Origin of the sequence: Streptomyces sp. NPDC012794 (assembly GCF_042901085.1) — a bacterium.
Taxonomy (GTDB): Bacteria; Actinomycetota; Actinomycetes; order Streptomycetales; family Streptomycetaceae; genus Streptomyces.
The window spans coordinates 288,331-312,667 of sequence record NZ_JBIBCI010000005.1; the positions used below are offsets into that span (position 1 = coordinate 288,331).

At 73.9% G+C, this 24,337-nt stretch carries 25 protein-coding genes; 13 read left to right on the plus strand and 12 right to left on the minus strand.

The genetic code is table 11. The features are described from left to right. Positions 1 to 5: 5 nt before the first annotated feature. Positions 6 to 929 carry an MHYT domain-containing protein gene (locus ACFY7H_RS12185; RefSeq protein ID WP_388936941.1) on the minus strand — a complete coding sequence of 308 codons (924 nt, stop codon included), beginning with the start codon at positions 927 to 929 and terminating at the stop codon, positions 6 to 8. Positions 930 to 1,100: 171 nt separating this feature from the next. Between ACFY7H_RS12185 and ACFY7H_RS12190 the strand changes: the two genes are divergently transcribed. After that, entirely contained in the window at positions 1,101 to 1,709 is a 609-nt protein-coding gene (locus ACFY7H_RS12190; RefSeq protein ID WP_388937491.1) for a class I SAM-dependent methyltransferase, read from the plus strand. Positions 1,710 to 1,779: 70 nt separating this feature from the next. Here the strand turns inward: ACFY7H_RS12190 and ACFY7H_RS12195 are convergent, their stop codons facing one another. Beyond that, positions 1,780 to 2,694, minus strand: coding sequence for an oxygenase MpaB family protein (locus tag ACFY7H_RS12195; protein ID WP_388936944.1), 915 nt, complete (start codon positions 2,692 to 2,694; stop codon positions 1,780 to 1,782). A 134-nt stretch (positions 2,695 to 2,828) separates the two neighbouring features. Here ACFY7H_RS12195 and ACFY7H_RS12200 point away from each other — a divergent pair, with 134 nt between their 5' ends. Together ACFY7H_RS12200 and ACFY7H_RS12205 are read left to right on the plus strand one after the other, a co-directional pair. Continuing rightward, on the plus strand, positions 2,829 to 3,617 hold the full coding sequence (locus tag ACFY7H_RS12200) for a hypothetical protein (protein WP_388936947.1): 789 nt from the start codon (positions 2,829 to 2,831) through the stop codon (positions 3,615 to 3,617). A gap of 44 nt (positions 3,618 to 3,661) precedes the next feature. Beyond that, on the plus strand, positions 3,662 to 4,120 hold the full coding sequence (locus tag ACFY7H_RS12205) for an SAM-dependent methyltransferase (protein WP_388936949.1): 459 nt from the start codon (positions 3,662 to 3,664) through the stop codon (positions 4,118 to 4,120). Positions 4,121 to 4,164: 44 nt separating this feature from the next. Here ACFY7H_RS12205 and ACFY7H_RS12210 read toward each other — a convergent pair whose 3' ends face one another. Both ACFY7H_RS12210 and ACFY7H_RS12215 read right to left on the minus strand, forming a co-directional pair. Beyond that, a complete protein-coding gene (locus ACFY7H_RS12210; RefSeq protein ID WP_388936951.1) occupies positions 4,165 to 4,800 on the minus strand; it encodes an MOSC domain-containing protein in 636 nt (211 codons plus the stop codon). A gap of 99 nt (positions 4,801 to 4,899) precedes the next feature. After that, positions 4,900 to 5,346 carry an SRPBCC family protein gene (locus ACFY7H_RS12215; protein WP_388936954.1) on the minus strand — a complete coding sequence of 149 codons (447 nt, stop codon included), beginning with the start codon at positions 5,344 to 5,346 and terminating at the stop codon, positions 4,900 to 4,902. Positions 5,347 to 5,674: 328 nt separating this feature from the next. Between ACFY7H_RS12215 and ACFY7H_RS12220 the strand changes: the two genes are divergently transcribed. Then, a complete protein-coding gene (locus ACFY7H_RS12220) occupies positions 5,675 to 6,628 on the plus strand; it encodes an alpha/beta fold hydrolase (RefSeq protein ID WP_388936957.1) in 954 nt (317 codons plus the stop codon). Between the two features lie 72 nt (positions 6,629 to 6,700). After that, positions 6,701 to 6,943, plus strand: a complete 243-nt coding sequence (locus tag ACFY7H_RS12225; protein WP_388936959.1) for a hypothetical protein — start codon at positions 6,701 to 6,703, stop codon at positions 6,941 to 6,943. Positions 6,944 to 7,541: 598 nt separating this feature from the next. Here ACFY7H_RS12225 and ACFY7H_RS12230 read toward each other — a convergent pair. Continuing rightward, positions 7,542 to 8,072, minus strand: a complete 531-nt coding sequence (locus tag ACFY7H_RS12230; protein ID WP_388936961.1) for a hypothetical protein — start codon at positions 8,070 to 8,072, stop codon at positions 7,542 to 7,544. 109 nt (positions 8,073 to 8,181) lie between these two features. Here ACFY7H_RS12230 and ACFY7H_RS12235 point away from each other — a divergent pair, with 109 nt between their 5' ends. Further along, positions 8,182 to 8,745, plus strand: coding sequence for a hemerythrin domain-containing protein (locus ACFY7H_RS12235; RefSeq protein ID WP_388936963.1), 564 nt, complete (start codon positions 8,182 to 8,184; stop codon positions 8,743 to 8,745). An 85-nt stretch (positions 8,746 to 8,830) separates the two neighbouring features. Here the strand turns inward: ACFY7H_RS12235 and ACFY7H_RS12240 are convergent, their stop codons facing one another. Then, complete coding sequence (locus tag ACFY7H_RS12240; protein WP_388936965.1) at positions 8,831 to 9,106, minus strand: isoamylase early set domain-containing protein; 276 nt, start codon at positions 9,104 to 9,106, stop codon at positions 8,831 to 8,833. 189 nt (positions 9,107 to 9,295) lie between these two features. Beyond that, positions 9,296 to 11,545, minus strand: coding sequence for a catalase (locus ACFY7H_RS12245; RefSeq protein WP_388936968.1), 2,250 nt, complete (start codon positions 11,543 to 11,545; stop codon positions 9,296 to 9,298). Between the two features lie 202 nt (positions 11,546 to 11,747). Here ACFY7H_RS12245 and ACFY7H_RS12250 point away from each other — a divergent pair, with 202 nt between their 5' ends. The 3 genes from ACFY7H_RS12250 to ACFY7H_RS12260 all read left to right on the plus strand — a co-directional run bounded on the left by ACFY7H_RS12250 (position 11,748) and on the right by ACFY7H_RS12260 (position 14,272). Next, entirely contained in the window at positions 11,748 to 11,978 is a 231-nt protein-coding gene (locus ACFY7H_RS12250; protein WP_388936970.1) for a DUF6480 family protein, read from the plus strand. A gap of 181 nt (positions 11,979 to 12,159) precedes the next feature. Further along, complete coding sequence (locus ACFY7H_RS12255) at positions 12,160 to 12,981, plus strand: SDR family oxidoreductase (protein WP_388937492.1); 822 nt, start codon at positions 12,160 to 12,162, stop codon at positions 12,979 to 12,981. 64 nt (positions 12,982 to 13,045) lie between these two features. Further along, a complete protein-coding gene (locus tag ACFY7H_RS12260) occupies positions 13,046 to 14,272 on the plus strand; it encodes a PP2C family protein-serine/threonine phosphatase (RefSeq protein ID WP_388936973.1) in 1,227 nt (408 codons plus the stop codon). A 47-nt stretch (positions 14,273 to 14,319) separates the two neighbouring features. Here the strand turns inward: ACFY7H_RS12260 and ACFY7H_RS12265 are convergent, their stop codons facing one another. From ACFY7H_RS12265 to ACFY7H_RS12275, 3 genes are all read right to left on the minus strand, one after another. Beyond that, positions 14,320 to 15,735, minus strand: a complete 1,416-nt coding sequence (locus ACFY7H_RS12265; RefSeq protein ID WP_388936976.1) for an amidase — start codon at positions 15,733 to 15,735, stop codon at positions 14,320 to 14,322. Positions 15,736 to 15,822: 87 nt separating this feature from the next. Continuing rightward, a complete protein-coding gene (locus tag ACFY7H_RS12270; RefSeq protein ID WP_388936979.1) occupies positions 15,823 to 16,071 on the minus strand; it encodes a DUF6213 family protein in 249 nt (82 codons plus the stop codon). Between the two features lie 38 nt (positions 16,072 to 16,109). Next, a complete protein-coding gene (locus ACFY7H_RS12275; RefSeq protein WP_388936982.1) occupies positions 16,110 to 16,532 on the minus strand; it encodes a CBS domain-containing protein in 423 nt (140 codons plus the stop codon). Positions 16,533 to 16,727: 195 nt separating this feature from the next. Between ACFY7H_RS12275 and ACFY7H_RS12280 the strand changes: the two genes are divergently transcribed. From ACFY7H_RS12280 to ACFY7H_RS12295, 4 genes are all read left to right on the plus strand, one after another. After that, complete coding sequence (locus tag ACFY7H_RS12280; protein WP_388936985.1) at positions 16,728 to 17,456, plus strand: TetR-like C-terminal domain-containing protein; 729 nt, start codon at positions 16,728 to 16,730, stop codon at positions 17,454 to 17,456. A gap of 40 nt (positions 17,457 to 17,496) precedes the next feature. Continuing rightward, on the plus strand, positions 17,497 to 18,651 hold the full coding sequence (locus ACFY7H_RS12285; RefSeq protein WP_388936988.1) for an MAB_1171c family putative transporter: 1,155 nt from the start codon (positions 17,497 to 17,499) through the stop codon (positions 18,649 to 18,651). Between the two features lie 305 nt (positions 18,652 to 18,956). Beyond that, the gene (locus ACFY7H_RS12290; protein WP_388936991.1) at positions 18,957 to 19,409 is read left to right on the plus strand and encodes a helix-turn-helix domain-containing protein; all 453 of its coding nucleotides are present in this window, start codon (positions 18,957 to 18,959) and stop codon (positions 19,407 to 19,409) included. Next, a complete protein-coding gene (locus tag ACFY7H_RS12295) occupies positions 19,406 to 19,978 on the plus strand; it encodes a toxin (RefSeq protein WP_388936994.1) in 573 nt (190 codons plus the stop codon). The genes ACFY7H_RS12290 and ACFY7H_RS12295 overlap by 4 nt, the downstream gene beginning before the upstream one ends. Positions 19,979 to 19,985: 7 nt before the next feature. Here the strand turns inward: ACFY7H_RS12295 and ACFY7H_RS12300 are convergent, their stop codons facing one another. Both ACFY7H_RS12300 and ACFY7H_RS12305 read right to left on the minus strand, forming a co-directional pair. After that, positions 19,986 to 23,261: an aminotransferase class I/II-fold pyridoxal phosphate-dependent enzyme gene (locus tag ACFY7H_RS12300; RefSeq protein ID WP_388937494.1), complete on the minus strand. Its 3,276-nt coding sequence runs from the start codon at positions 23,259 to 23,261 to the stop codon at positions 19,986 to 19,988. 44 nt (positions 23,262 to 23,305) lie between these two features. Then, positions 23,306 to 24,247 carry an NAD-dependent epimerase/dehydratase family protein gene (locus ACFY7H_RS12305; RefSeq protein ID WP_388936997.1) on the minus strand — a complete coding sequence of 314 codons (942 nt, stop codon included), beginning with the start codon at positions 24,245 to 24,247 and terminating at the stop codon, positions 23,306 to 23,308. Positions 24,248 to 24,337 lie beyond the last annotated feature (90 nt).

The window sequence follows — 24,337 nt, forward strand, 5'->3', positions numbered from 1 at the left end:
GGGTGTCAGCGGGAGGGGACGGTGCCCTCCCCGAGGCGCCGGGCAGCGGGCGCGGAGCCGGAGCGCGGCCTCGTGCCCGCACCCGAGCCGGGCCCGAAGCCACGACCGGACCCCGCATCGGAGCCGCGAGCCGCGGCGGCCGGAGCCGGCGCCCCCGGTGCGGACGCCCGGGCCGACGCCGCCCGCCGGGACGCCGGCACCGTCCGCCCGTCCGCCGTCGGGGAGAGCGCCACGAAAGCGGCGGTGATGAAGAGGTAGGACCCGAGCCCGACCGCGAGCGGGAAGATGAACTGCATGGCGGTCGCCCCGGGCAGGCCCGCGTCCGAGGGCATGACGCGGACGGCGACGGCCGTCATCCCGGTGTAGTGCATGCTGCTGACGGCGACGCCCATGACGAGGGAGGCGACCGCGACGGCCAGCGGTGAGCTGATGTTGAGGGCGGCCCAGAGCGCGGCGGTCGCGGCGACGACGGCGATGGCGACCGAGAGCCCGACGGTGAGCGGGTCGTACTCGATCCGGCCGTGCAGGCGCAGGGCGGCCATGCCGAGGTAGTGCATGCTCGCGACCCCGAGTCCGGTGGTCAGGCCCCCGAGGACGAGGGAGCGGCGGCGGTCCTTGCCGTAGCCGACGGCGAACACCCCGGCGCCGACGACGGCCATGGCGACCAGCAGGCTGAGGAGGGTCGTCGGCACGTCGTAGTGGATCTCGGTGCCGGTGACGTGAAAGCCGAGCATGGCGATGAAGTGCATCGTCCAGATGCCGGTGCCGATGGCGGACGCGGCGGTGAGGAGCCAGTTGCGGCGGGAGGCGCCGGTCGCGGCGAGTGCGCGGACGGTGCAGCGCAGGCCCAGGGCGGCGCCGATCGATGCCATCACATATGACAGTGCGGGTGTCAGCCAGCCATAGGCGGCGTGGTCCAGGTGTCCCATGGCCACGGGACGCTAGTCCGGGTGAGGGCACGAACAAGGGGAGCATTTCGAAAGCAGCTGTAACTGCTGGAATATGACAGAGAGACGTTCATCTCCGATCACACCACGTGCCACCTTGCGCACGGCCCGCAAGGGCCGGGGCCGGTGCGGGATCATGGAGGCATGAGCCGAATGAGCCGTACGAACGAAGACCACACACATGTGCAGGAGTTCTTCGGGGCACGCGCAGCCGCCTGGGACCGCAAGTTCCCGGACGACGGGCCCGCCTTCGTGACCGCCGTGGCGGAGTTCGGCGTGGGGCCCGGGGACCGGGTGCTCGACGCGGGCTGCGGGACGGGCCGGGCACTGGTCCCGCTCCGGGCGGCCGTCGGGCCGTCCGGAACCGTGATCGGCGCGGACCTGACCGGGGAGATGCTGACCGAGGCGCGGCGGGCCGGGCGCGACCGCGCGGGGGCGCTGCTGCGCGCAGACGTGGCCCGGCTGCCGCTGCGCGACGGGGCGCTGGACGCGGTCTTCGCCGCCGGGCTGATCGCCCACCTGCCCGATCCCGCCGCGAACCTGCGCGAGCTCGGCCGCGTCGTCCGCCCGGGCGGCCGGCTCGCACTCTTTCACCCGGTCGGGAGAGTCGCGCTCGCCGCGCGCCACGGCCGCGAGCTGACCCCGGACGATCTGCGGGCCGAGCACAACCTGGGCCCGCTGCTGTCCGGTTCCGGCTGGCGGATGACCTCCTACGCCGACGAGGACACCCGCTTCCTGGTCCTGGCCGAGCGCGTCCGGTAATCGGCACGACGCCCGGGGAGACCATTTTCGTACGCCGGCCCGCGCGCCCGCACCCGCCCGGCCCCGGGGGCTACGCCGGGGGCTGGGCGTCGGCTCCGGCCGGACGGCGCGGGTGCGGCACGGGGCAGCCGCCCGCGCCGGGCACGGGGAAGGTGCCGAGCTCGCCGACGTCGTAGCCGTCGGGGTATCCCTTGATCTCCGGGTTCTGGCGGGCGTAGTGGGGGGCCGTGCGCGGGGGCAGCAGCCGTACCGCGCGGCCTCGCAGCCGGAGGGCGCCCCGGACCAGCCGCCGGACGGCGGGGCTCGGGGTCTCGTACCGGAAGGCGCTCAGCAGCGGCTCGTCGAGCAGGGCGAGGCTCGCGCCGCGCACCGCGGGGGCGAGGGGCGCCGGGTACCAGGAGGCCATCAGGTCGAGGGTGGAGTCGGCGACCTTGCGGCCCCCCTCGTCCCAGCCGAAGTGGGCTTCCTCGTAGGCGTTCAGGGTGGCCTCGAACTCCTCGTAGGAGCCCGGGATCTCCGTGATGCCCATGCGTCGGCCGAGTGCGGTGTAGTAGTTGGCGCAGGCCCGGCGCTCGTGGTGGGTCAGCGGGCGCCAGCCGTAGACGTCGAGCCAGCGTGCGGGAATCACCACGAACGTGCACAGGACGTAGCGCATGTCGTCGTTGGAGATGTCGTAGCTGCGGTGCATCTGGTTGACGCGGCGGATCGCGGTGCGCGCCGTGTCGCTCTCGAAACCGTGCTCCACGACGGCGTCGAGGAGCAGCGCGGTGTCGTCGTAACGCTTCTGCGCGCGGTCGGTGAACTCGGCGGTCTCGGCGAGGAGCGCGCCGATGGAGGGGACGGCGTAGGTCCGGAACAGGGCGAGCTCGAGGGCGCGGGTGAAGTCCCAGGGGAACTCGTAGGTGGCGGTGAGCCGGTAGATGGCCAGGAAGTCCTGGTCGGGGTCAAGCCGGAGGATCTCCCTCAGCCGGTCGTAACGCTGCACCGGACTCCCTTTCTGTGGCGGGGCCCCAACTCTACGTGTAGGTAGCGGCCTTGGAAATCGTCCCCCGTCGGGTCTCGACGTGCGAGTTACCCGCTGGTTAAGGTGCGCCGACGAGAACGCGATCGGGAGGCCACGTGTCCGACGAGGAGGACGGGGGCTCGCTGTACGTGCTGACGGCCGTGCTGCTGACCCCCACGCAGTTCCCGGCGGTGCTCGGCGACGATTTCCCGGAGGCCTGCGGGCTGCTGGGGGTACCGCCGGTCGCCGACGGGTACGGGCTGGTGCTGGGGCAGGACGAGGAGGGCGCGCGCTGGACGGTCGTCGTGGACGACGTCTCGCTCGTGGCCGCCGCCATCGCCTCCTGGGACTGCGGCATGGACTACGACCTGTCGCCCGACGAGCGCACGATCGTGGCCTCGCTGGCGGGCTGGCCGCTGGAGCTGACGGTGTCGACGGCGGGCATTCCGGAGCCCCACGACCCGGAGCAGGGCGCGGACGGCACGGGTCGGGTGCCGCTGTCACCCCCCTCGGCGCAGGGTTGGGGGCCGGTGCAGCGGCGTCTGGGCGCGGACCAGGTCGGCCGGGAGTGGGCTGACTGGAGCGAGCGCGTCGCGGAGGACGGCGGGGCGGCGGCAGCCGTGCACCCCGGGCTCGCGCGGGCGCTGCGGGAGGCCGCCGGTTACGCCCGGCAGGCACCGCCGCCGGGGCGGGTTCGGTCGGCCTTCGCGGGCGAAGGCGTACGGGCCCTGCGGGCCGACGGGCCCGGCTGGTCGCTGGTGGCCCGGACCGGCGGCCCGGCCTTCGTCCTGCTGGACGAGGAACCGGGCGCGGTCCTGGCCGTCCCCAGCGAGGGGGACTCGGGGCTGCCGGAGCTGGCCGGCCTGCTGGCCGCACTGGACGGCGTGGCCGTACGGCCGGCCTGAGCGCACCCGGTACGGAACACGGGAACGGGAGACGGGGGCACGCAATGGTGGAGTCGCAGCCGGTGGGCGTGGTGGTCGGCGGCCGGGCGGAGGTCGTCGACGACGACTGGGGACGGGAGCGGGCGGTGATCCGGCTGGACTCCGGCCGGTTCGGCCCCGAAGCCCTCTACGGACTGCAGGACTTCTCGCACGTCGAGGTCGTCTACCACTTCGACCGGGTGCCGGTGGAGAAGATCGAGACGGGCGCCCGGCACCCGCGGGGGAACCGGGACTGGCCCCTGGTGGGCATCTTCGCCCAGCGCGGCAAGAACCGTCCCAACCGCATCGGCCTGTCACGGTGCAGGGTGCTGAAGGTGGACGGCCTGGACGTGCACGTCGAGGGCCTGGACGCGGTGGACGGCACCCCCGTGCTCGACCTCAAGCCGTACATGGAGGAATTCGGCCCGCGCGGCGAGACCCGCCAGCCGGAGTGGTCGACGGCCCTGATGCGGGACTACTACTGACCGTCGCTCCCACCGCGGGGGGGGCCGCCGCCGCGCCCCTCCCGTCAGACGCGCTCGAGCGGTATGTGCGGCAGCGGCGGGAGGGTGGCGGTGATGGTGTCACCGGGGCGGACCGTGCCGCCCCGGTGGACCACGCCCATGATCCCGGCCTTGCGGACCACGCGGCCCTCCTCGTCCCGGCCGACGACCTGCTTGAGCAGGCCGTCCTGGAAGGCGTTGATCTGCGGGCACGGGTTGCGCAGGCCCGTCACCTCCACCACCGCCTCCTCGCCCAGGTGCAGCAGCGTCCCCGTCGGCAAGGCGAGCAGGTCCATGCCCTCGGTGGTCACGTTCTCCCCGAGCCGGCCCGGCTCGACGCCGAAGCCGGCCTCCGCCACCTCGTCGAAGAGTTCCCGGTGTATCAGGTGCACCTGACGGAGGTTCGGCCGCGTCGGGTCCTGGGCCACGCGGGAGCGGTGCTTGACGGTGACCCCGGCGTGCACGTCGGCTTCGACGCCGAGGCCGGCGAGGAGCGTGATGCTCTCCCGGTTCGGCTTGCTGAACGAGTACACGGCATTGCTGCTGACGGCCACGACGCGCGCGGCCTGCGCCCCCTCCCCCGCGACGGCGTGCCCGGTGCTGACGTGCTCGGTGCTGATGTGCTCGGTGCTGTGCTCGGTGCTGTGCTCGGTGGTGCTCATGAGAAAGGCCTGCGTCCCCCCTGCCGCCCCCGGCGGCCCGCGAGTGCTTCCGCCATGGTCAACGCGCCGGGACCGGAGGCGGTTCCCCGGGGGCCGTACTCAGCGTGCCTCCAGCAGCGCCGAGAGGGCCGCCAGGTCCTTGCGCTGGGCGCGGCGCATGGCGGCCGTGATCACGGGGGCCCCGAGCGAGGCGAATCCGCTGGGCTCGCCCCGGTTGCGCAGGGTCATGCGGGTGCGGTCCCGGTCTTCCCCGTACTGCTCCCACGTATAGGTGGTCTCCATGGGGAACGGCCCCTGCTCCGTCCGCATCACCATCCGGCGCCCGGGCTCGTACGCGGTGATCTCGTACGTGTAGGCCAGCCGTCTGCCGAGGAAGCGGGCGACGAAGGCGATCCTGGAGCCGATCGCCACGGGTGGCGGGGTCCGCCATTCGACGGAGGTGATGTTGACGTACCACGCGGGCGCGTTCGCGGGATCGGCCGCGTAGGCGGCGACCCGGGCGCAGGGGGCGGCGATGACGGCCTCGGTCAGGACGTCGACCTTCATCGGAGCCTCCGGGACTGCGAGGGCGGAGCGTGGTTCCAGGATGTCAGGGGTTCACGGACCGGCCCCGTCCGCCGCCACCGGTGGGCCGCGTCGCGCACGCGGCGACGGGCACCGGGCATCGGGTACCGGGCGCCTGGTGCGCGTCCGCCACCCGCTTCGGGCGCGAGCGATGAGTTCGGGCGGCGGGCCGGGTCTGCCCCGGCATGACTCGAATCATCGCTGGGAACTCCCGTCACGACCGGGGCCACCCGCTGTCACCGCGCCTCGGGCCCGTCGCACCGGGCGCCGGAACACCGCTGTCCGCCCACGACCGCCCGGGGGTGATCCGATGACCACGGTCGACGTCAACGGGATCGCCTTGGGCATCGAGTCGTTCGGTGACGACGACGCGGCCCTCGTCCTGCTCGCGGGCGGACCGACGATGCTCTCCTGGCCGGACGCGCTGTGCGAGGGCCTCGCCGCCGGCGGGCGCCGGGCGGTGCGCTACGACCTGCGCGACAGCGGCGAGTCGACCACGGCGGATCCGGAGGCGCCCGCCTACACCCTGCGCGACCTCGCCGCCGACGCGGCGGCCCTCGCCGGCGCGCTCGGTGGCGGGCCCGCGCACCTCGCGGGGATCGGCGTCGGCGGGATGGTCGCCCAGGTGGCCGTGCTCGACCATCCGGGCGCGTTCTCCGCGCTCACCCTGGCCGGCACCCGCGCCGTCGCCCCTGGTCCGCCCGACGACGACCTCCCCGACCACGACCGGGCGACGATGAGCCGGCTGTTCGCGCGTCCGCTGCCGGATTGGAGCGACCGCGGGGCCGTCGTGGAGTTCGCCGCCGCGGGCGCGGAGATCCGCGGAGACGACCCCGTCGCCGCGCGGGCGGTCGCCGCGCGCGTCTGGGACCGCACGCCCGGCACCGCGCCCCCGGTGCAGATGGCCAACCAGCTGGGCATGGTGTTCTCCAGGCTCGACTGCGCACCCCGCTGGCGCGAGCGCCTGCCCGGGATCGCGGTTCCCACGCTCGTCGTCCACGGCCGCCGCGACCGGTTCTTCCCCGTCGGCCACGGCGAGGCCATCGCACGCGAGATCCCCGGGGCACGGCTGCTCGTCCTCGACGCGGCCGCCACCGCGCTCCCCGAAGCGGCGGCCGGCGAGGTCGCGGAGGCGATGCTCACGCTCGGAGGGAGGACGACACCGCGCGCGCAGGGTGCAGCACGCTGGGGACGCCCGGGAAGGCGGGGGCTACGCGGCCGGCCCCGGCCGCAGGACGGCCTCCGGTGTGAGGGTGCGCCGTAGGAGCCGGTCGGCGGCCTCGGTCGGGCGCCGGCCGTGCGCCGCCGCGTACGCCGTGAGGTGCCGGACGCCGGGATGACGCCCGTCGCGGCCGCGATCATGCCGGCCGCGGTGTCCACCACCGCCTTGCCGGAGAGGGCGCTCTGGCGGTGGGGCGTGGGCGAGCAGGTTGAGGGCTCCGACCTGCTGGTGGCGCACCCGCAGGGGCAGGGCGTGCGCGGCTCGGTATCCGGCGGCGGCCGCGAGGGGCGTGAAGTCCGGCCAGCGGTCCTCGTGCTCGGCGAGGTCCCCCGGCGTGGACCGGCTCTCCCGTGGTGAAGGCGTCGACGCAGGGGCCTGGGCTGTCCGCCCGACGTCACCTCCCCGGCGTGGAGGGCGAGCAGCGCGGTGGTGATCGCGTCGGCCGCCGGGAGGGCGAACGACCGGTCCCGCTCCGACAGCGGCCGGTAGACGTCCAGGGTCTCCACGGCGATTCCCCCGCCTCCCAGGGCAGGGGGAAGAGCGCCTTGACGTCCGGGGACACGGCCTGCTCGGCGCACATGGGCCGGTGGCGGGCGTCCTGGCCACCGGTCAGGTCCTCGGCGAGGACCGGCGCGGCCAGTGCGATCGCCGTGCGGCACGGCCCGTCCCCGAGGGTGTGCTGCGCTTCGGCCAGCCGGGCGGGCCCGCTCGTCGGAGGACCACCACAGCACGCGCGCGTCCGCGTCCCCGGCGAGGGAGACGGACGCCCCGGTGATGTCCAGCAGATGGACGCAGGCACGGCACAGCGCGGCGGGGGCATCCCGTCGCGGCACGCCCGCCACGGCTCCCGCGAAGGCCTCGGGCAGCCGCCGTACACGGGCGGCCGCACCGCCCGCGCGGAGCGCGGGGAGGGCCGGCCGTGCCGCCGGCCCGTACGCGTGGGCCCGCCGGCGGCTCAGGCCGGGGCCTCCAGGCGGGCCAGGAGCCGGCTCCGGTGGAGGTCCGCCACCGGGGCCAGCAGGTCGGGATGGCGCAGCAGCTCCGCGCCCCGGTGGTCGTACGGGTCCGGCTCGGTCAGTCGGCGGAAGGAGACGGGCACCGCCCCCACGTGCTCCGTGCCGGTGACCGCCCGCGCCGCCGCCTCGGCGAGGGACGGCGTACCCAGCAGGCACGCGGCCCAGCTGGCGACCACCTCGTCCACCCAGGTCCGCCAGGCGAAGGCCCGCGGGTCGGCGGTCTCCGCCGCGCGGGCGAAGTCGGATCCGGTGATCCAGTCGAGTCTGCCCGAGCCGCCGGGACCGGTCAGGGCAACCAGGTGGACGTCGAGCCGCGTCGGATAGCGGAGCCAGGCGGCGAGCGTGACGGCCTGGCGGGACTGGGCCTGGGCGAGGCCCCGCTGGAGCGCGCCGCGCCCGGACGGGTACGCGCGGTCGAACCACTGCGCCGTGGCCGCGATGAGCGGCGCCAGCGCGCTGTCCGTGGACACGGCGGCCTCCAGGGCGGGGTGCGGGCTTCCTCCCCTCACCTTAATGACCGAATAAATGACATCGGAATGGAAAGGCGCGGCCTATTCCGACCGATCGAGGAGGGACACGATGGGACACGGCGGCGACGTCATCGCAGAGCTGACCACCGACCACCGGGAAGTGGAGGAGATCTTCGGCAAGATGGAAGCCCTGCCTCCGGGCGATGCCCGCAGGAAGGAGTACGCAGACCAGGCGATCATGGAACTGGTCCGCCACTCCGTGGCGGAGGAGTCCTATCTGTACCCGGCCGTACGGGAGAAGCTGCCGAACGGCGACGCGCTGGCCGACAAGGAGCTCGCGGACCACGCCGCGGCCGAGCGCGTCATGAAGGACCTGGAGGGCTGCGAGGCGGATGACCCCCGCTTCGACGTGCTGGCAGCGAAGCTGATGGCGGAGATCCGCGAGCACATGGCCGACGAGGAGCAGAACCTGTTCCCCCGGCTGCGGACCGCGTGCGGCCCGGAGATGCTCGGCACGCTGGGTGACAAGGTCCGGACGGCGAAGAAGACCGCGCCGACCCGGCCGCACCCTTCGGCTCCCGACACTCCGCCCGCCAACAAGCTCCTGGCGCCGGGCCTGGGGCTGGTGGACCGCTTGCGCGACGCGATGAGCGGGCGCGGCAAGGAGTCCTGACACCGCTCGCCGGCCGGCGTTCCCGGCCACAGGAGGGAGCCGTGCGCGGCACGGCTCCCTCCGCCGCGTTCGGGTGCGCGGGCGTTCAGGTGCGCAGGCGGCTGTTGGCGCCGTCGTGGCCGTCGGCGCCCTCGTCGTTGAACCAGTAGTCCCCGGCGGCCAGGTACCGGAAGGCGTGGGTGCCCTTCGCCGGAAGCTCGACGGTCACCGCTCGCCTGCCGTCGGGGCGGGGTGCGAGCACGTGCGTGCCCGGCCGCCAGTCGTTGAACGTCCCCACGACGCTGACCGGCCCCGGCGGGTCGCCCTCGGGCAGCACGAAGGTGACCTCGGTGGCGTTCTTGCGACGCTTTCGTTCCAGCACGGAGTGCTCCTTGTCGGTGTCGGGGCCGGGGACCGGTGGGGCCGGCCGGACGCCCGCCATCGTCGCGGTCCGGGCGGTCCCCGTCAGGCGACCCGCCGGGGCGGGTGCTGCGTCACCCGTCCGGACACCGCCGATCAGGCCTGTGCCGGCCGGCCGTCGCGACCCGCGCCGGCCGGCCGGCAGGGCTCCTCAGGCGGCCGGCGCGGGGAACCGCTCCCAGACCCGGTGCTTCTCCAGTGCACCGGTGAGCGCGTCCAGCACCGAGGATCCCGAGTCCCCGACGATGACTCCCGGCTCGTCGGCGGCGATGCCGGCGGCCTCCAGCGCCCGCTCGCCCCCGTTCCAGCCGGCGATGGCCTTGCCGTGCCGGTAGGCCTCGGTGATCAGCAGCAGTACGCGCGGGTCGACTTCCGTCGCGCCGGGCGTGCCCGCCTTGGCGTCGCGGGCGCCCCTGGCGTCGGCGGCGGGCCGGGGGGCGCCGGCGAGGACGATGGCGTCGTACTCCACCGACCGCGCCGTCGCGAAGGTGCGCTGGACGGCCACCGGCTCCCCTTCGGCGTCGAGCGTGCCGCCGTTCGGGGCGATGACGAGCGGGAGCAGGCCCCGGGCGGAGGCGGCCCGCTGTACGGCGCGCACCTCGGCGGATTCCCCGGCGGGATCGGCGACGATGCCGATCACCCGGCCGTCGACGGGCCAGGTCCGCCCCAGCTGGGACAGGGCCGGGCTGGGTTCGACCTCGGCGAGCGGGACGGTGGGGCCGGGAGCGGGCAGCCCGAGCCCGGCGGCCACCTGGGCGCACAGTTCGGGGTCGATGTTCGCGAGGTTGCCGAGCATCCGTTCCTTGACGGCCTGTTCGTAGCACTTGCCCAGTTCGAAGCTGTACGCGGCGATGATGTGCTCGCGCTCCGGCGGGCTCATGCTGAGCCAGAACATGCGCGCCTGGCTGAAGTGGTCCGAGAAGGAGGCGGCGGCCTCGCGGCTCTTGCTCGCCGCGGGCACCCGCACGGGCGCCTCGATGTAGGCGGCGGATTCCGCGCCCGCCAGGAAGGGGCAGCCGCCGTCCAGGCTGTTGGGCCGGTACGGCGCCACGCCGGTGTGCACGGCGGTCTGGTGCATGCCGTCCCGCAGCATGTCGTTGACGGGGGCGTGCGGGCGGTTGACCGGAATCTGGGCGAAGTTGGGGCCTCCGAGGCGGCTGATCTGCGTGTCCAGGTACGAGAACAGCCGGCCGGCGAGGAGCGGATCGTCGGTGATGTCGATCCCCGGCACCAGGTGCCCGGGGTGGAAGGCGACCTGCTCGGTCTCGGCGAAGAAGTTCTTGGTGTTGGCGTTCAGCGTGAGCCGGCCGATGGCCTGTACCGGGGAGAGTTCCTCGGGCACGATCTTGGTGGGGTCGAGGAGGTCGATGCCCTCGAAGGTCTGCTCCGGGGTGTCGGGGAACACCTGGATGCCCAGTTCCCACTCGGGGAAGGCACCGGACTCGATGGCGTCGAAGAGGTCGCGGCGGTGAAAGTCCGGGTCCGTCCCGCCGATCATCTGCGCTTCCTCCCAGGTGAGGGAGTGCACGCCCAGCTTCGGCTTCCAGTGGAACTTGGCCAGTACGCTCTCGCCCGCCTCGTTGACCAGCCGGAAGGTGTGGACCCCGAAGCCCTCCATCATCCGGTACGAGCGGGGGATGCCCCGGTCGGACATGTTCCAGAGGGTGTGGTGGGTCGCCTCGGTGTGCAGGGAGACGAAGTCCCAGAAGGTGTCGTGCGCGCTCTGGGCCTGCGGGATCTCCCGGTCGGGATGCGGCTTGCCGGCGTGGATGACGTCGGGGAACTTGATGGCGTCCTGGATGAAGAACACCGGGATGTTGTTGCCCACCAGGTCGAAGGTGCCTTCCTCGGTGTAGAACTTCACCGCGAAGCCCCGGGTGTCCCGCACGGTGTCGGCGGATCCGCGCGAGCCCAGCACGGTGGAGAACCGGACGAAGACGGGCGTCTCGACGTCCCGGCCGAGGAAGGCCGCCCTGCAGACCTCGCCCGCGGTGCCGTAACCGCGGAAGACCCCGTGCGCGCCGGCCCCGCGGGCGTGGACGACGCGCTCGGGGATCCGCTCGTGGTCGAAGTGCGTGATCTTCTCGCGCAGGTGGTGGTCCTGGAGGAGTACGGGCCCCCGGGGCCCCGCCTTCAGGGAGTGGTCGGTCTCGTACAGCCGGGTGCCCTGCGCACTGGTGAGGTACGCCCCGCTCTGGGCGTCGCGCGCTCCTTCCGCCCCGGTGGCCTGGCCGGTGGGACTGACCGTCTCGGGGCCCTCCTGGTCCGCCTTGGGAGGCAGCGGCGGGCGCGGACTGGTCGGTTCCTCCCTTTGGGGGGAGGCGGCGGCGGGTTTGCCGGGTACGTGGTCCGCGGGGGTCTCGGCGGCCATGGGCTGCTCCGGCTCGTACTTCTCGGGCATTCTCTCTCCCGCTGGTTCGGTGGGGGCGCGGTCCTGGGCATCCGCACCCGGGCGGCCCGGGGCCCCGCGTCCGCGGAGCCCGACGACGCTCATGGTGCCCCGTCTGCCCCGGCTTCGCCGCCGGACACCAGGTCGGTGCCGGTCTCCTCGGGAAGTCCGCCCCGCCCGGCATGGGTGTCCGGATTACGGGGACACGCCCGACATGAGTACCCACAATCCTGACCCGGATCCCCGCACCACCCCCGGCCTGGAACCGGGCGGCTCGGTTCCGCCCGGCGAGACCCCTCCCGGCGAGGCGAGCACCTCCTCCGGCGCCGGCCCCTACCGGCCGCTGAAGCGCGGGTGGGCCAAGGGCCCGCTCGCGGTCATCGTCGCCCTGGCGGTCCTGGTGGCCCTCTTCTTCCTGGTGTTCGCGATCGTGCTGGCCCTCTGAATCACGGCCGCCGCTGCCCGCGCACGCGGGCGGGGCGGCGTACCGAGTACGAGGCGGTGCTTGTCATGGACGGACGGCTCAGGGCCGTGCGGCGCTCCCGCGAACGGCCCGCGGAGCCGGCGCGCCGGCATCCGCCGGCTGCCGGACGGCGCGCGAGCCCGGCGCCGTGGCGGGGACTGCCGTGACCGGCGCCGGCGGGCCGCGGCCCTTCGCTCCGCACACGGCCGTGGTGACCGGGTCCGACTCCGGGATCGGCCGCGCCATCGCGGTCGCGCTCGCCCGCGACGCGGGGACGGACGTCGGCATCACCTGGCACTCCGACGAAACCGGGGCCCGGGAGACCGCCGAGGAGGTGGCGCGGTCCGGGCACCGGGCCGCCGTCGCGCGGATGGACCTGTCGCGGCTGCCCGGAGCGGCTGAGGCGGTGGACGGTCTCGCGAGGGAGCTGGGGGGCCTGGACGTCCTGGTCAACTGCGCCGGCACCGGGGTGTCGGAGCCCTTCCTGGAGCTGGAGCTGGACACGGTGCGCCGGATCCTGGACGTGGACCTGGTCGGACCGCTGCTGTGCGGCCAGCGGGCGGCCCGCTGGATGATCGCGCAGGGGCGGGGCGGGCGCATCGTCAACATCACCTCGGTGCACGAGCACCAGCCCCGCGTGGGTACCGCTCCGTACTGCGCCGCCAAGGGCGGGCTGGGCCTGCTCACGCAGGTGATGGCCCTCGAACTCGCCGAGTACGGGATCACCGTGAACTCCGTCGCCCCGGGCGAGATCGCCACCCCGATGACCGGCCAGGAGGACGTCGACGTCCGCTCGGTCGCGCGGCCCGGGATCCCCCTCGGGCGCCCCGGTGACGCGCGTGAGGTCGCGGCGGTCGTCGCCTTCCTCGCGGGGCCCGGCTCGGGCTACGTGACCGGGGCCTCCTGGGCGGTGGACGGCGGGATGCTCCGCATGGGCCCGATGGCGGGCTCCCACCTGGAGACCGACGCCTGGCGCGAGCCGTGAGCGTCTCGGCACGGGTGCGGGAAGGCCCGAGGCGCACCCCGGGTCCGCGGGCAGGAGCCGCCCCGTGAACGCGCGTCGGCGGGAGGACCTGCCGGGCTCCGTCCTCGGCTGGGTGCTGGAGCGCTCGCACGACGCCTCCGCCCGCCAGGTACCGGCGCTGATCGACCAGGCCGCACAGCGGCTGGGGCTGGCCGGGACCCGCCTGTACGTGGCCGACGTGCAGCAGGTGCGCCTGCTGGCACTCCCCCAGCTCGCGGCCCCCCGGCCGGGCCCGGCGGAGGCCACCGAGGCCGACCGGGAGGCGGAGGCCCTCGACATCGACGGTTCCCTGGCCGGTCTGGCGTACCGCAGCCAGCGCACGCAGTTGTCCCGCGACCGCACCACCGCGTGGCTGCCGATGATCGACGGGGTCGAGCGGATCGGGGTCATGAAGGCCTCCGGAGCGGCCCTGGACGAGGGCGACCTGGAGGTCTGCCGGGCCCTGGCCGCGCTGGCCACGCTTATGGTCGTCTCCAAGTCCGCGCACAACGACCCCCTCGTCGTCAGGAGCCGCAGCCGGCCCATGACGCTCCAGGCGGAGCTGGTGTGGGGGTTCCTGCCGCCGCGCACGATCGGCACCAGCCAGGCGACCTCGACCGCCGTCCTGGAACCGGCGTACGACATCGGCGGTGACGCCTTCGACCACAACTTCAGCGACGACCTGCTGCACCTGACCCTGCTCGACGCCATGGGGCACGACCTCGCCTCCGGCGGCGCCAGCGCGGCCGGCCTGGCCGCCTGCCGGTCCACCCGCCGCTCCGGCGGCACGCTCACCGAGATCGCCGTCACCATCGAACGCACCCTCCAGCAGTGGATCCCGGACCGGCTGATGACCGGGATCCTCGCCAACCTCGACACCGGGCACGGAGACTTCACCTGGGTCAACTGCGGCCACCCGGCGCCCCTGCTGATCCGCAACGGCCACGTCCTGCCCGGAGCACTGGAACGCCCGGCCCAACTCCCCCTCGGGCTAGGCTTCCACGCCCAGGAACCTCCCCGGCAGGACCGGGCGCGGCTCCAGCCCGGTGACCGGGTGCTGCTCTACAGCGACGGCGTGATCGAGGCCCGCTCCGCCGCGGGAGAGCTGTTCGGCGAGAACCGGCTGGCCGACACCGTCATCCGCTCCATGGCCTCGGGCGCCACCGCCCCCGAGGCCTTGCGCCGCCTGGTCCTGGACCTCCTCACCCACCAGGGCCAGCGGCTGCACGACGACGCCACCATCGTCCTGTCCGAATGGCACCCCACCACCTGAACGACCGTCAGGAGCCGCCCGCACGCGGGCGGCCGGCACCCGCCCTGTCACCGGTCCTGGATCCGCCGGAACGGACGCTCCGCCTCCAACTGGAACGCGACCTCCAGCAGGGTACGTTCGCCGCCGGGGCGGGCGGAGAACATCACCCCGACGGGCAGTCCGTCCTCCGTGGTCGTCTCGGCGGGGAGCGACACCGACGGTGTGCCGACGACGTTGTCGACCGGCGTGAACGCCACGTACGCGAGGATCCGCTCGATCAGCGCCGGGTAGGGAACGGCCGGGCCGAGGTGGCCGATCGGCGGCGTGGTGTGGGCCAGCACGGGGGACAGCACGAGGTCCCGCCCGCGGAAGGCGGCCGCGTACGCCTCCCTCGTGTGCTTGAGCCGGCTGAGCACTCCGGGCGTGCGGCGCCAGTTCTCCAGGTACGTTTCGCGCAGCCCCCGGCTGAGGCCGTCCATGCGGCCGCGGTCGAAGTCCGCTCCGAGGGTGCGGCCCGTGACGCCGAGGAGGAAGGACAGCATCCCCCAGTACGTGAGGAAGTCGTCGGTGAACCTGGGGTCGATGGCGATCTCCACCGGCTCCACCGTGTGGCCGAGCCCTTCGAGGGTGGCCGCCGTCCGGCTGACCGCGGCCCGGGTGGCGGGGTCGGAGCGGACGCCGTTCGGGGAGTCCAGCAGGAAGCCGATGCGCAGCCGTTGCCCGGAGGGCCCCTCGGCCAGGCCGACGGGCGGCAGCCCGGGGTTGCGCCAGTACGTCTCGGCGGCGGCGAGGAAGGCGGCGGCGTCGCGGACCGACCGGCTCACGACGCCGTCGGTGACGAGGTCGATCGGGAGCCGGCGGCTCTGCTCGTTCGGCACGACCCGGCCGCGGGTCGGCTTGAGGCCGACGAGCCCGCAGCAGGCGGCGGGGATCCGGATCGAGCCGCCGCCGTCGTTGGCGTGCGCGACGGGCACCGCTCCGGCGGCGACGAGCGCCGCGCTGCCGCCCGAGGAGCCGCCGGCGGAGTGGCCGGTGTGCCACGGGTTGCGCACCGGCTCGGCGCCCTCGTACTCGGTGGTGGGGCTGAAGCCGAACTCGGGCATCCGGGTCTTCCCCAGCACCGTGACCCCGCTGCTGAGGAGCTGCCGGGCGAACGGCGCGTGCCGCCGGGCCTCCCTGGGCCGGAAGGCGGCGCTGCCGTGGCCGGTGGGCAGCCCCCGGTAGTCGGTGTTGTCCTTGACGAAGGTCGGCACCCCGGCGAAGGGGCCGACCCCGGGGCCGGTGCGCGCGGGGGTGTCCGCGTACGCCTGGACCGCGTGCAGCCGGGCCTCGACCCCCCGTACGCGTTCCCGCGCGTCGCGGGCGGCCTCCGCGGCGGAGACCTCGCCCCGCCGGATCGCCGCGGCGAGGCCGACGGCGTCGTGCTCGCCCAGGGCGTCGTCCCGGAACGCGTGCACCGTGGCCCGTTCTTCGAAAGTGGTCACCGCTGATCAGCCCCCGCCCTCTGAGTGGTCGCCCGCCATCATCGCTTACCGCGGAGTAACACGGGAGGGGGACGGACGGTGCGGCGCTCAGGGTCCGGGGCCGGGGTCCTCGTCGGGGACGGGCATGAAACCGATGCATTCCACGTCGATCTGGTCCGCGTAGGCCGTCAGCAAGCCCGCCAGGCGCAGGGTCGTTCCCGGATCGAGTTCCGCCCCGCCCCGGCTCACGGTGTGCAGCCACTCCCCCGCGACGTACCGCAGCAGGGCGGTCACCTCGTCGGCGGGGATCAGTACCCGGCCGTCCGGTACGGAGATCAGGGGGATGGACGCGTTCACGACGGCACCACCTCCCTTCCTCCGGCGACGGGCGCGCTTCAGGTGTCCGGCTCGGCGGCCGCGATGGCGGCGAGGGCCGAGCCCGGGTCGCTTTCCACCGCCAGGTCGCCGAGGGTGACGACGCCCACCAGTTCTCCGTCCTCGGTCTGTACGGGCAGGCGGCGAAGGGCGTTGCGGCGCATCAGGGCGACGGCCTGGTGGACGTCGTCGCCGGGTCCGACCGTGAGCAGTTCGGTGCTGCAGATCGCCTGCACGGTCGTCTCGGCCGGGTCCCGGTTCTCGGCCATGCCCCGGATGACGAGGTCGCGGTCGGTGACGATGCCGTGCAGCCGGCCCCCGTCGACGACGAGGACGTCCCCGATGCCGGCGTCCCGCATCACGCGTGCGGCTTCAGCCAGTGAGGTCAGCTTCTCGACCGTCACCGGGTTCGAGGTCATCACCTCGTGGACGCTGCGGGTCATGGCTCCTCCGGCTGCTGGAAGCGGCTCCTGCCGGGCGCCTACCCGCCCCGGCGGGCGGTACGCCACCCCGCCCGGGCCCCCGGACCGGCGGCGGGGCGAGGGCTCCGGGCGGCGGTGGCCGGAACTCGGCGCCCTGCCCGGGTGACCGGGAGACCGCGCTCCCGGCCGCCGTCGTGCGGCGGGTACGGTTCCGGCATGGACGTTTCCACAACGAGTTCGAACGCCGAAGACACGGGTCGGGCGGCCGTGGTCAAGGACGCCGCCCGTGCGCAGTTGGCGAAGCTGGGGGCCGCGGGGCTGACCCCGGAGGCCGTGGCGCACGAGAGCGGTCTCGCCGTCAGCGAGGTGGAAGCCGTCTTCCCGCACCGGGACGACCTGCTGACCGCCCTGGTCATCGACGCGTACGACGCGTCCGGCGCCGCGATGGAACGGGCCGACGCGGCCGCCGCGGCCGAAGGGGCCCCGGCCGGTGCGCGTCTCCTGGCGGCCACCCGGGCCCTGCGGCAGTGGTCGTTCGAGTACCCGGCCGAGTTCACGCTGATCTACGGCTCGCCCGTGCCCGGGTACCACGCCCCGCAGGACACGGTCCCGCCCGCCTCCCGTACGCCCGCGGTGCTCGCCGGGATCATCCGGTCGGCACTGGAGGCCGGTGAACTCACCCCGCCCCGGCGGACGCCGCCCGCCCGGCAGCTGCTCCTGCCCGAGGCCGTGGCCGCCTTCGGCGGGGTGCCCGGGGCTCCGTTCTCGGACATCATCGAACGCGGCATCGTCCTCTGGAGCAACCTGATCGGCCTGCTGGTCTTCCAGGTCTTCAGCCGCACCCACGACAGCGTCAGCGACGAGGCCGCCTTCTTCGACTACGCGATCGCCGTCGCGGCCGAGGCCATCGGCCTCGACGTCCCCCTGGCCGGGACGACCGACTGACCGTCAGCCGCCCCCGCGGCACCCGCAGAAAATCCAGGACGTGAACACCACCAGAACCCTCTGCTTCGTCATAGCCGCGCTGTCGTCGTACGCGGCGCTCGTCTACCGGCTGTGCCAGGCACGGCGCAGCTGGAAGGACAGCGCCTACCGCGCGCTGATCACCACCCTCCTGCTCCAGTGCCTGACCTTCACGATGGGCGCCGTCGCCATGGGCGGCGGCAGCTTCCTCGGCGTCGGCAACCTCGCCATCCTCCTCATGCACCTGGCGGCGGTCGCCTTCTGCGTGAGCTCGCAGATCATCCTGCTGAAGTGGGCGGACGCCGACGAGGAGGCCATCCGCAGGGCCCGTTGGTGGACGGTCACCGGCATCGGCCTGAACGTGCTCCTCGTCGCGCTGTTCCTGCTCGCCGACGGCCCGGGCCGGCCGTCGTCGGACTTCGACACGGGCAGCGGCCAGCCGCTGGTCCTCACGTACCTCCTGGCCTTCATCGTGTCGCAGGCCGTTCCGTGCGTCACGATCTTCCGCCAGTGCGGCCCCTACGCCCGGATGACCGACAACGCCTCGCTGCGGCAGGCGCTGCGGATGCTCCGCGTCGCCGCGGTGGTCCTCTTCCTGTACTGCTCGGCGCGGACGGTCAACATCCTCACGTCGGCGGCCGGGATCGACATCGGCGTCTGGAAGCTCGCGTCGAACATCTTCAGCGCGGCGGGCATCGTGATCCTCTCGCTGAGCCTCACCAACTCGTCCTGGGGCCCCTCGGCCACCAGGCTCCTGGGCTGGGCGCGCAGCTACCGGTCCTACCGGGCCCTCTACCCGCTGTGGCGGGACCTGTACGAGTCCTCCCCGGACATCGCGCTGGAGCCGCCGGGCGCCTCGGTCTCGGAGATGGACTACCGCCTCCACCGCCGGGTCGTCGAGATACGCGACGGATGGCGCGATCTGCGCCCCTACATCGACCGCACCGCACCGGGTGACGGGGGTCCGGGCCAGGAGGCCAGCGAGGAGTCGCGGCAGGCTTTCACGGAAGCGGCGCAGATCAAGCAGGCTCTGCTCGCCAAGCGGAACGGGACCGTCCCTCACGACAACAAGGACGCCGGCGATTTCGACGACCGCGACACCGACAACTTCACGGCGGAGGTGGCATGGCTCACCCAAGTAGCGGCCGCCTACAGTAAGCTCGGCACCGCGAGTTGAAGCTCCCGCCCGGTTTGCATCCCCCGTCAAACCGGGCGGGCAGCTCCCCCGTTGCCCCCCGTCTCCGCACGGGGCGGGACGGCGGACACCGCCCGGACTGGCCCGGCCCATCCCCCGAGGGCCGGGCCAGTCCGTTTTTCACCGGCAAGCCAACCGACGAACCCCCGTGAGTCGAGTTAACTGCCAGCTATCGGCGAGACCCAACGTTGGCGGAGTCCAGCCCAATTGTCAACTGGCCGCTAATCTGTGAAACTGACGTATAGCCAAGGGCTATACCGAGGAGGTGACGGGAGGAAGGATCACCAATGACCGAGACCGAGACCGAGGCCGGCGACCGGCCCCTGCTCGCAGTGCGCCTCGACGACCTCTTCAAGACCGTTCGCCCCAAGGGCAAGCACTGGACCAATGCCGAGGTGGCGGAGGAGCTCAAGCGGGCCAATCCCGAGCTCAAGGTCGGCGGTGTGTACCTGTCCCAGCTGCGGACGGGCAAGCGCTCCAACCCCTCGCCCGACCTGCTGGCGGGCCTCGCGCGCTTCTTCGGCGTCTCGGTCGCCTACTTCTTCGACGACAAGGTCGCCGAGTCCGTGCTCAGCCAGGTCGCCGCCATCGAGGCGCTGCGGCAGTCCGGGGTCCGCGCCGTGGCGATGCGGGCGGCGGGGATGAAGAAGGAGAACCTCCAGGCCATCACGGCCATCATGGACCAGTACCGGCAGTTGCAGGGCCTTCCCCCCGTCACCGACTCCAGCGAACCCGAATGAGGGGCGCCTGGAAGGAACGGGCCGCCGACCACGACCGCCGGAGCCGGCTCAAGAAGCTGCGGAAGGCCGGAGCCCGGCGGATCGCCGAACTCGACCTCCCCGAGGCCCCCGACGTGGCCGAGCTCTGCCGCCACCTCGGCGAGGTCCGCGACCGCCCGATCATCCTGGTCCCGATGCAGATGCCCTCGTCGCACCCCTGCGGCATGTGGGTCGCCGCCCGCGACGAGGACCTGATCTTCTACGACGCCAACACCACCAGCGCGCATCAGGAGCACATCATCTTGCACGAGCTGGGCCACATCATCTGCTGCCACCGCGGGGCCGGCGGCCTGGACGAGGCGGCCGCCCGCCTCCTCTTCCCCGACCTCGACCCCGACATCGTGCGCGACATGCTGCTGCGCGCGACCTACGACGACGTCCAGGAGCAGGAGGCGGAGATCATCGCCTACCTGCTCTCCCAGCGGATGGGCGGCGCCGAACAGCGGCACGGCACCGACGCGGACCCGCAAGAGGGCGACCGGCCCGCCAAGAGCGCCACGCTCAGCCGCATCGAACGCACCCTGATCTGAGATGGGTTTACCTCCCGGCGGACGCCACCTCCTCGGCCAGCACGGCGACCGCGCGCCGGATGTCGTCCTCGCGGTGCTCGCTGGTGATGAAGAAGCGCAGCCGCGACAGCCCCTCCTCCACGGCGGGGTGGAAGATCGGATCGGCGACGACACCCCGTCCGAAGAGTCCGCCCGCCACGCGCAGCGTCTTCGCCGAGTCCCCCAGGACGCACGGCACGATCGGCGTTCCGGCGCTGGAGCCCGTAGCCAGGCCGGCCTCGGCGGCGAGGCCCAGGAAGAGCTCGGAGTTGCGTCTCAACGCCCGCACCCGCTCCGGCTCCGCGGCGATCAGCTCGGTGGCGGCCAGCGCCGCGGCCGCGTTGGCCGGGGTGAGGCCGACGCTGTAGACGAAGCCGGGGAGCGTGTGGCGCAGCCAGCGCACCATCCGGGCCGAGCCGCCGAGATAACCGCCGCAGCTGGCGAAGGCCTTGGAGAGGGTGCCCATCCACAGGTCCACATCGGAGCGGTCGACGCCGAAGAACTCGCCGACGCCCCGGCCGCGTTCGCCCACCGTTCCGATGCTGTGCGCCTCGTCCACCATCAGCAGGGCTCCGTAGCGCTTCTTCAGCTCGATCACGGCGGGCAGGTCGACGAGGTCGCCGTCCATGCTGTACGCGCCCTCCACGGCGATCAGGACCCGCCGGAACCGGGACCGGTTGAGCCTCAGCATCTGCTCGAGCCGGCCCATGTCGTTGTGCTCGAAGGGACGCCGGGCGGCACCGGACAGGGCGCAGCCCTGGAGGATGCTGTCGTGGGCGAGCGCGTCGTGCACCACGAGGTCCCCGGGGCCGACGAGGTGGCCGATGGCGGTGACGTTGGTGGCGTGGCCGCTCACCAGCGCCAGGCAGTCCCCGACGCCGAGGAAGTCCGTCAGTGCCCGCTCCAGGCGGACGGTGAGGTCCCGTTCGCCGGAGAGCACCCGGCTCGCCGAGACCGAGGTCCCGTAGCGGTCCACGGCCTCGTGCACGGCCTCGTTGACCGCCGGATGGCCGGAGATCCCGAGGTAGTTGTAGCTGCCGAAGGACAGGTACGGGCGGCCCCCGATGACCGTGGTGTCGGAGATGGTGCCCTCGTGGACGCGGAAGTACGGGGAGCCCTCCGTGCTGCCGGTGACCGCCGCCAGCCGCTCCTCGAACCGGGCCACCTCGGGGAACGCGTCGATGTCGGCGGTGTCGGCGCTCCACGTCGGCGGTGCTCCGGCGGGAACCGGTTCCGTGACGGGGACGGCCGTCGCCGTGCCGTCCCCCTCACCGCGGGCCAGGGCGATCAGCCGGCCGATGGTGAGGTCGGCCGAGAAGAGCTCCTCGGTCCGGAAGCCCGGCACGCGCTTGCCGATGGTGACCTCCAGCTCCTGCAGCATGAGGGAGTCGAAGCCGAGGTCGCTCACGAGCGTCATGCCGGGGTGCAGGTCGGAGAGCGGGAAGACGCCTGCCCGCGACACCTCTTCGAGCACGGCGGTGGCGATGGACCCGCCGCCGGAGGAAGCCGGCCGGCCCGCCCCGTACGCGTCCCCGTACGCGTTCACGGGCGCGTCCGGGCCCGACAGCTCGCGCGCCGACTCGTCCACGGCCCAGTGGCGGCGCGGGGCGAGCGGGCTCGGCGGCAGCGTGCACGGGGGTATGCGTTCCCCGGGTACCGGCAGCGGCCGCGCGACGGGGTCTCCCGTACGGCCCGCCTCCACGCCCGCGGCGGCTTCGGTCAGCCGTGCGACGGCGTCGGCGGTGTCCTCCACCACCAGGGTGAGGCGTTCCCCGAGGGGGGTGCGGCGGGCCAGGGTGTCCGCGACCGCGGCCGGCTCCGGCCGGTCCTCGGCGATGACCTCCGCCAGTTCCCGCGCGTGGCGGGCCAGCCCCGCCCGGTCGCGGGCGGTGAGCACCAGCACGTGCGGGCCCTCCGCCCGCGCCGTACCCGCCGCCGGCGCGGGGGCCTCCTCCACCACCATGTGGACGCCGGTGCCGCCGAAGCCGAAGGCGCTCACCCCGGCCCGCCGCGGTCCGCCGCTCTCCGGCCAGCGGACCGGCGCCGTGGGGACGGTCAGCCGCGCGCCGTCGAGCAGGGAGGCGTCGGCCGGCTGGAACTCCGGCTGCGGGGGTATGACGCCCCGGTGCACGGCCAGCACCGACTTGATGAGCCCCGCCATGCCGGCGGAGTTCAGCGAGTGCCCGACCACCGCCTTCACCGCCCCGAGGTAGGCCGGCGGGGCCTCCTCGCCGCGCAGTTCGCGCAGGACGGCGAGCTCCACGGGGTCGCCCACCGTGGTGCCGGTGCCGTGCGCCTCCAGGTAGCCCACCGCGTCCGGCGTCAGGTCCGCGTCGCGGTAGGCGCGGCGCAGGGCCCGGAGCTGGCCGGCGGCCTGGGGGTGCATACCGCCCTGCACGGTCCCGTCGTTGGCCGTGCCCACGCCGCGGATCACCGCGTAGACGCGGTCGCCCGCGGCCAGGGCGTCGGAGAGCGGCCGCAGGACCAGGACGCCGGCGCCCTCGCCCAGGACGAAACCGTCGGCCTTCGCCCCGAAGGGCAGGCACCGGCCGCTGCGCGAGATGGCGCCGATCCGGCACAGCCCGACGAGCAGGTCGGGGGTGAGGACCAGTTGGGCGCCGCCGGCGAGCGCGATGCGGGAGCGGCCGGCGCGCAGCGCGTACACGGCGTTGGCCACGGCCATGAGGCCGCCGGAGCAGGCCGAGTCGAGGGCGTAGCTCTCGCCGTGCAGGTCGAAGACCGAACTGACCGTGTTCGGGCCCATGTTGAGTAGCAGTCCGGCGGCGGAGGTGCCGTGCAGCCCGTCGACCGCGCGGACCGTCTCGTGCCAGCCGGGGTCGGCCGCCCGCGCCCCGAACTCGCCCCCGGCCAGCTGGCGCATGCGCAGCCGCATGGTGCTGAGCTGGCGGTAGCCGCTCTCGGTGAGCGCGGTGATGACCGAGGTCTCCTCGCGGTCGAAGCCGTCCGTCTCCCATCCCGCGTCCTGCAGGGCCTCGCGGGCGAGGTCGATCAGCAGCCGGTGCTGGGGGTCCATCGCCCTGGCCCGGCGCGGCGGGATGCCGTAGTGGGCGGCGTCGAAGCGGTCCACGTCCGGCAGCAGGGCCATGGTGTCGGTGTAGGCCGCCGAGGTGTCGCGGAAGTCGTCGCTGACGAAGGCGGCGGCACGCCACCGCGAGTCGGGTATCGGGGAGAACTGGGGGCGCGGGTCCGTCAGGAGCCGCCAGTACTGGTTGACGTCACGGGCGCCGGGGAACCTGCACGCCATGCCGACGACGGCTATGTCGTCGCGCGTCACGGTGGCCGGCGCCGTCATCGGGCGGCTGCCAGTCGCTCGCGCCACCACGCCACCGTGGCCTTCACCTGCTCGTCGACGGGGGTGGCCCGCTCGGTGAACGCGGCTTCGTAGGCGCTCGCGTCGACGACGAACGGGCGGTCGAACTGGTAGCGGATCTCCTTGAGCTCGCGCAGCAGCGGGGAGAAGAGCGACCCGATGCCCAGGACGGCGGGAGGAAGCCCGCGTACGGCGACGGGACCGGTTCCCGCCTCGGCGGCCATCCGGCCGGCCATCTCCCGGACGGACAGCGGCGGCGCGGTCGGCACGTGCCAGGCCCGGCCCCAGGCCCGCTCCTCGCCCGCAACCTCGGCCAGGGCCCTGGCCACGTCCGGGAGGTAGGTCCAGCTGTGCGGGGCGTCGGGGTCGCCGAGGGCGGAGACCGGCTTGCCGCGCAGCAGCGGGGGAACCACCCGGGCGGCCAGGTGCCCGCCGTCGGTGACGCCGGGGCCGAAGAAGTCGGAGGCCCGCACCTCGACGGCCTTGACGCGGCCCTGTTCGTGGAGGGCGCGCGCCCGTTCCCAGCCGGCCGCGCGGACCCGCCCCTTGGGACCGGTCGCGGCGAGCGGCAGATCCTCCGTCATGGGGACGTCCACCGGGCCGTACCCGTAGAGGTTGCCCAGCATGACCAGAACCGCACCGGTGGCCTCGGCGGCCGCGCACACCGACGCGACCAGCGCCGGCCATTCGCCCGCCCAGCGGTGGTAGGGCGGTGCGGCGCAGTGGTAGAGCGCGGCCGCGCCGCGCGCCACCTCGGTCAGCCGCCCGGTGTCCCGGGCGTCCAGCGCGACGTGCTCGATGCCGGGCTCCGGGGCCCGGCCCGAGGCGGTGACGACCTTGACTGAGTGGCCCCGTTCGGCGAGCAGCCGAGCGGTGGCGGCTCCGGCGGGCCCGAAGCCTATGACGACATGAGAGTTCACGTACGCACACTAGCGCGAGGGGTGCCGCCACCCGGCAGGTCTCCGCCGGGCCGCACCGGTCTGTTTGGCCGGAAGCAGCCCTGCCGCGCG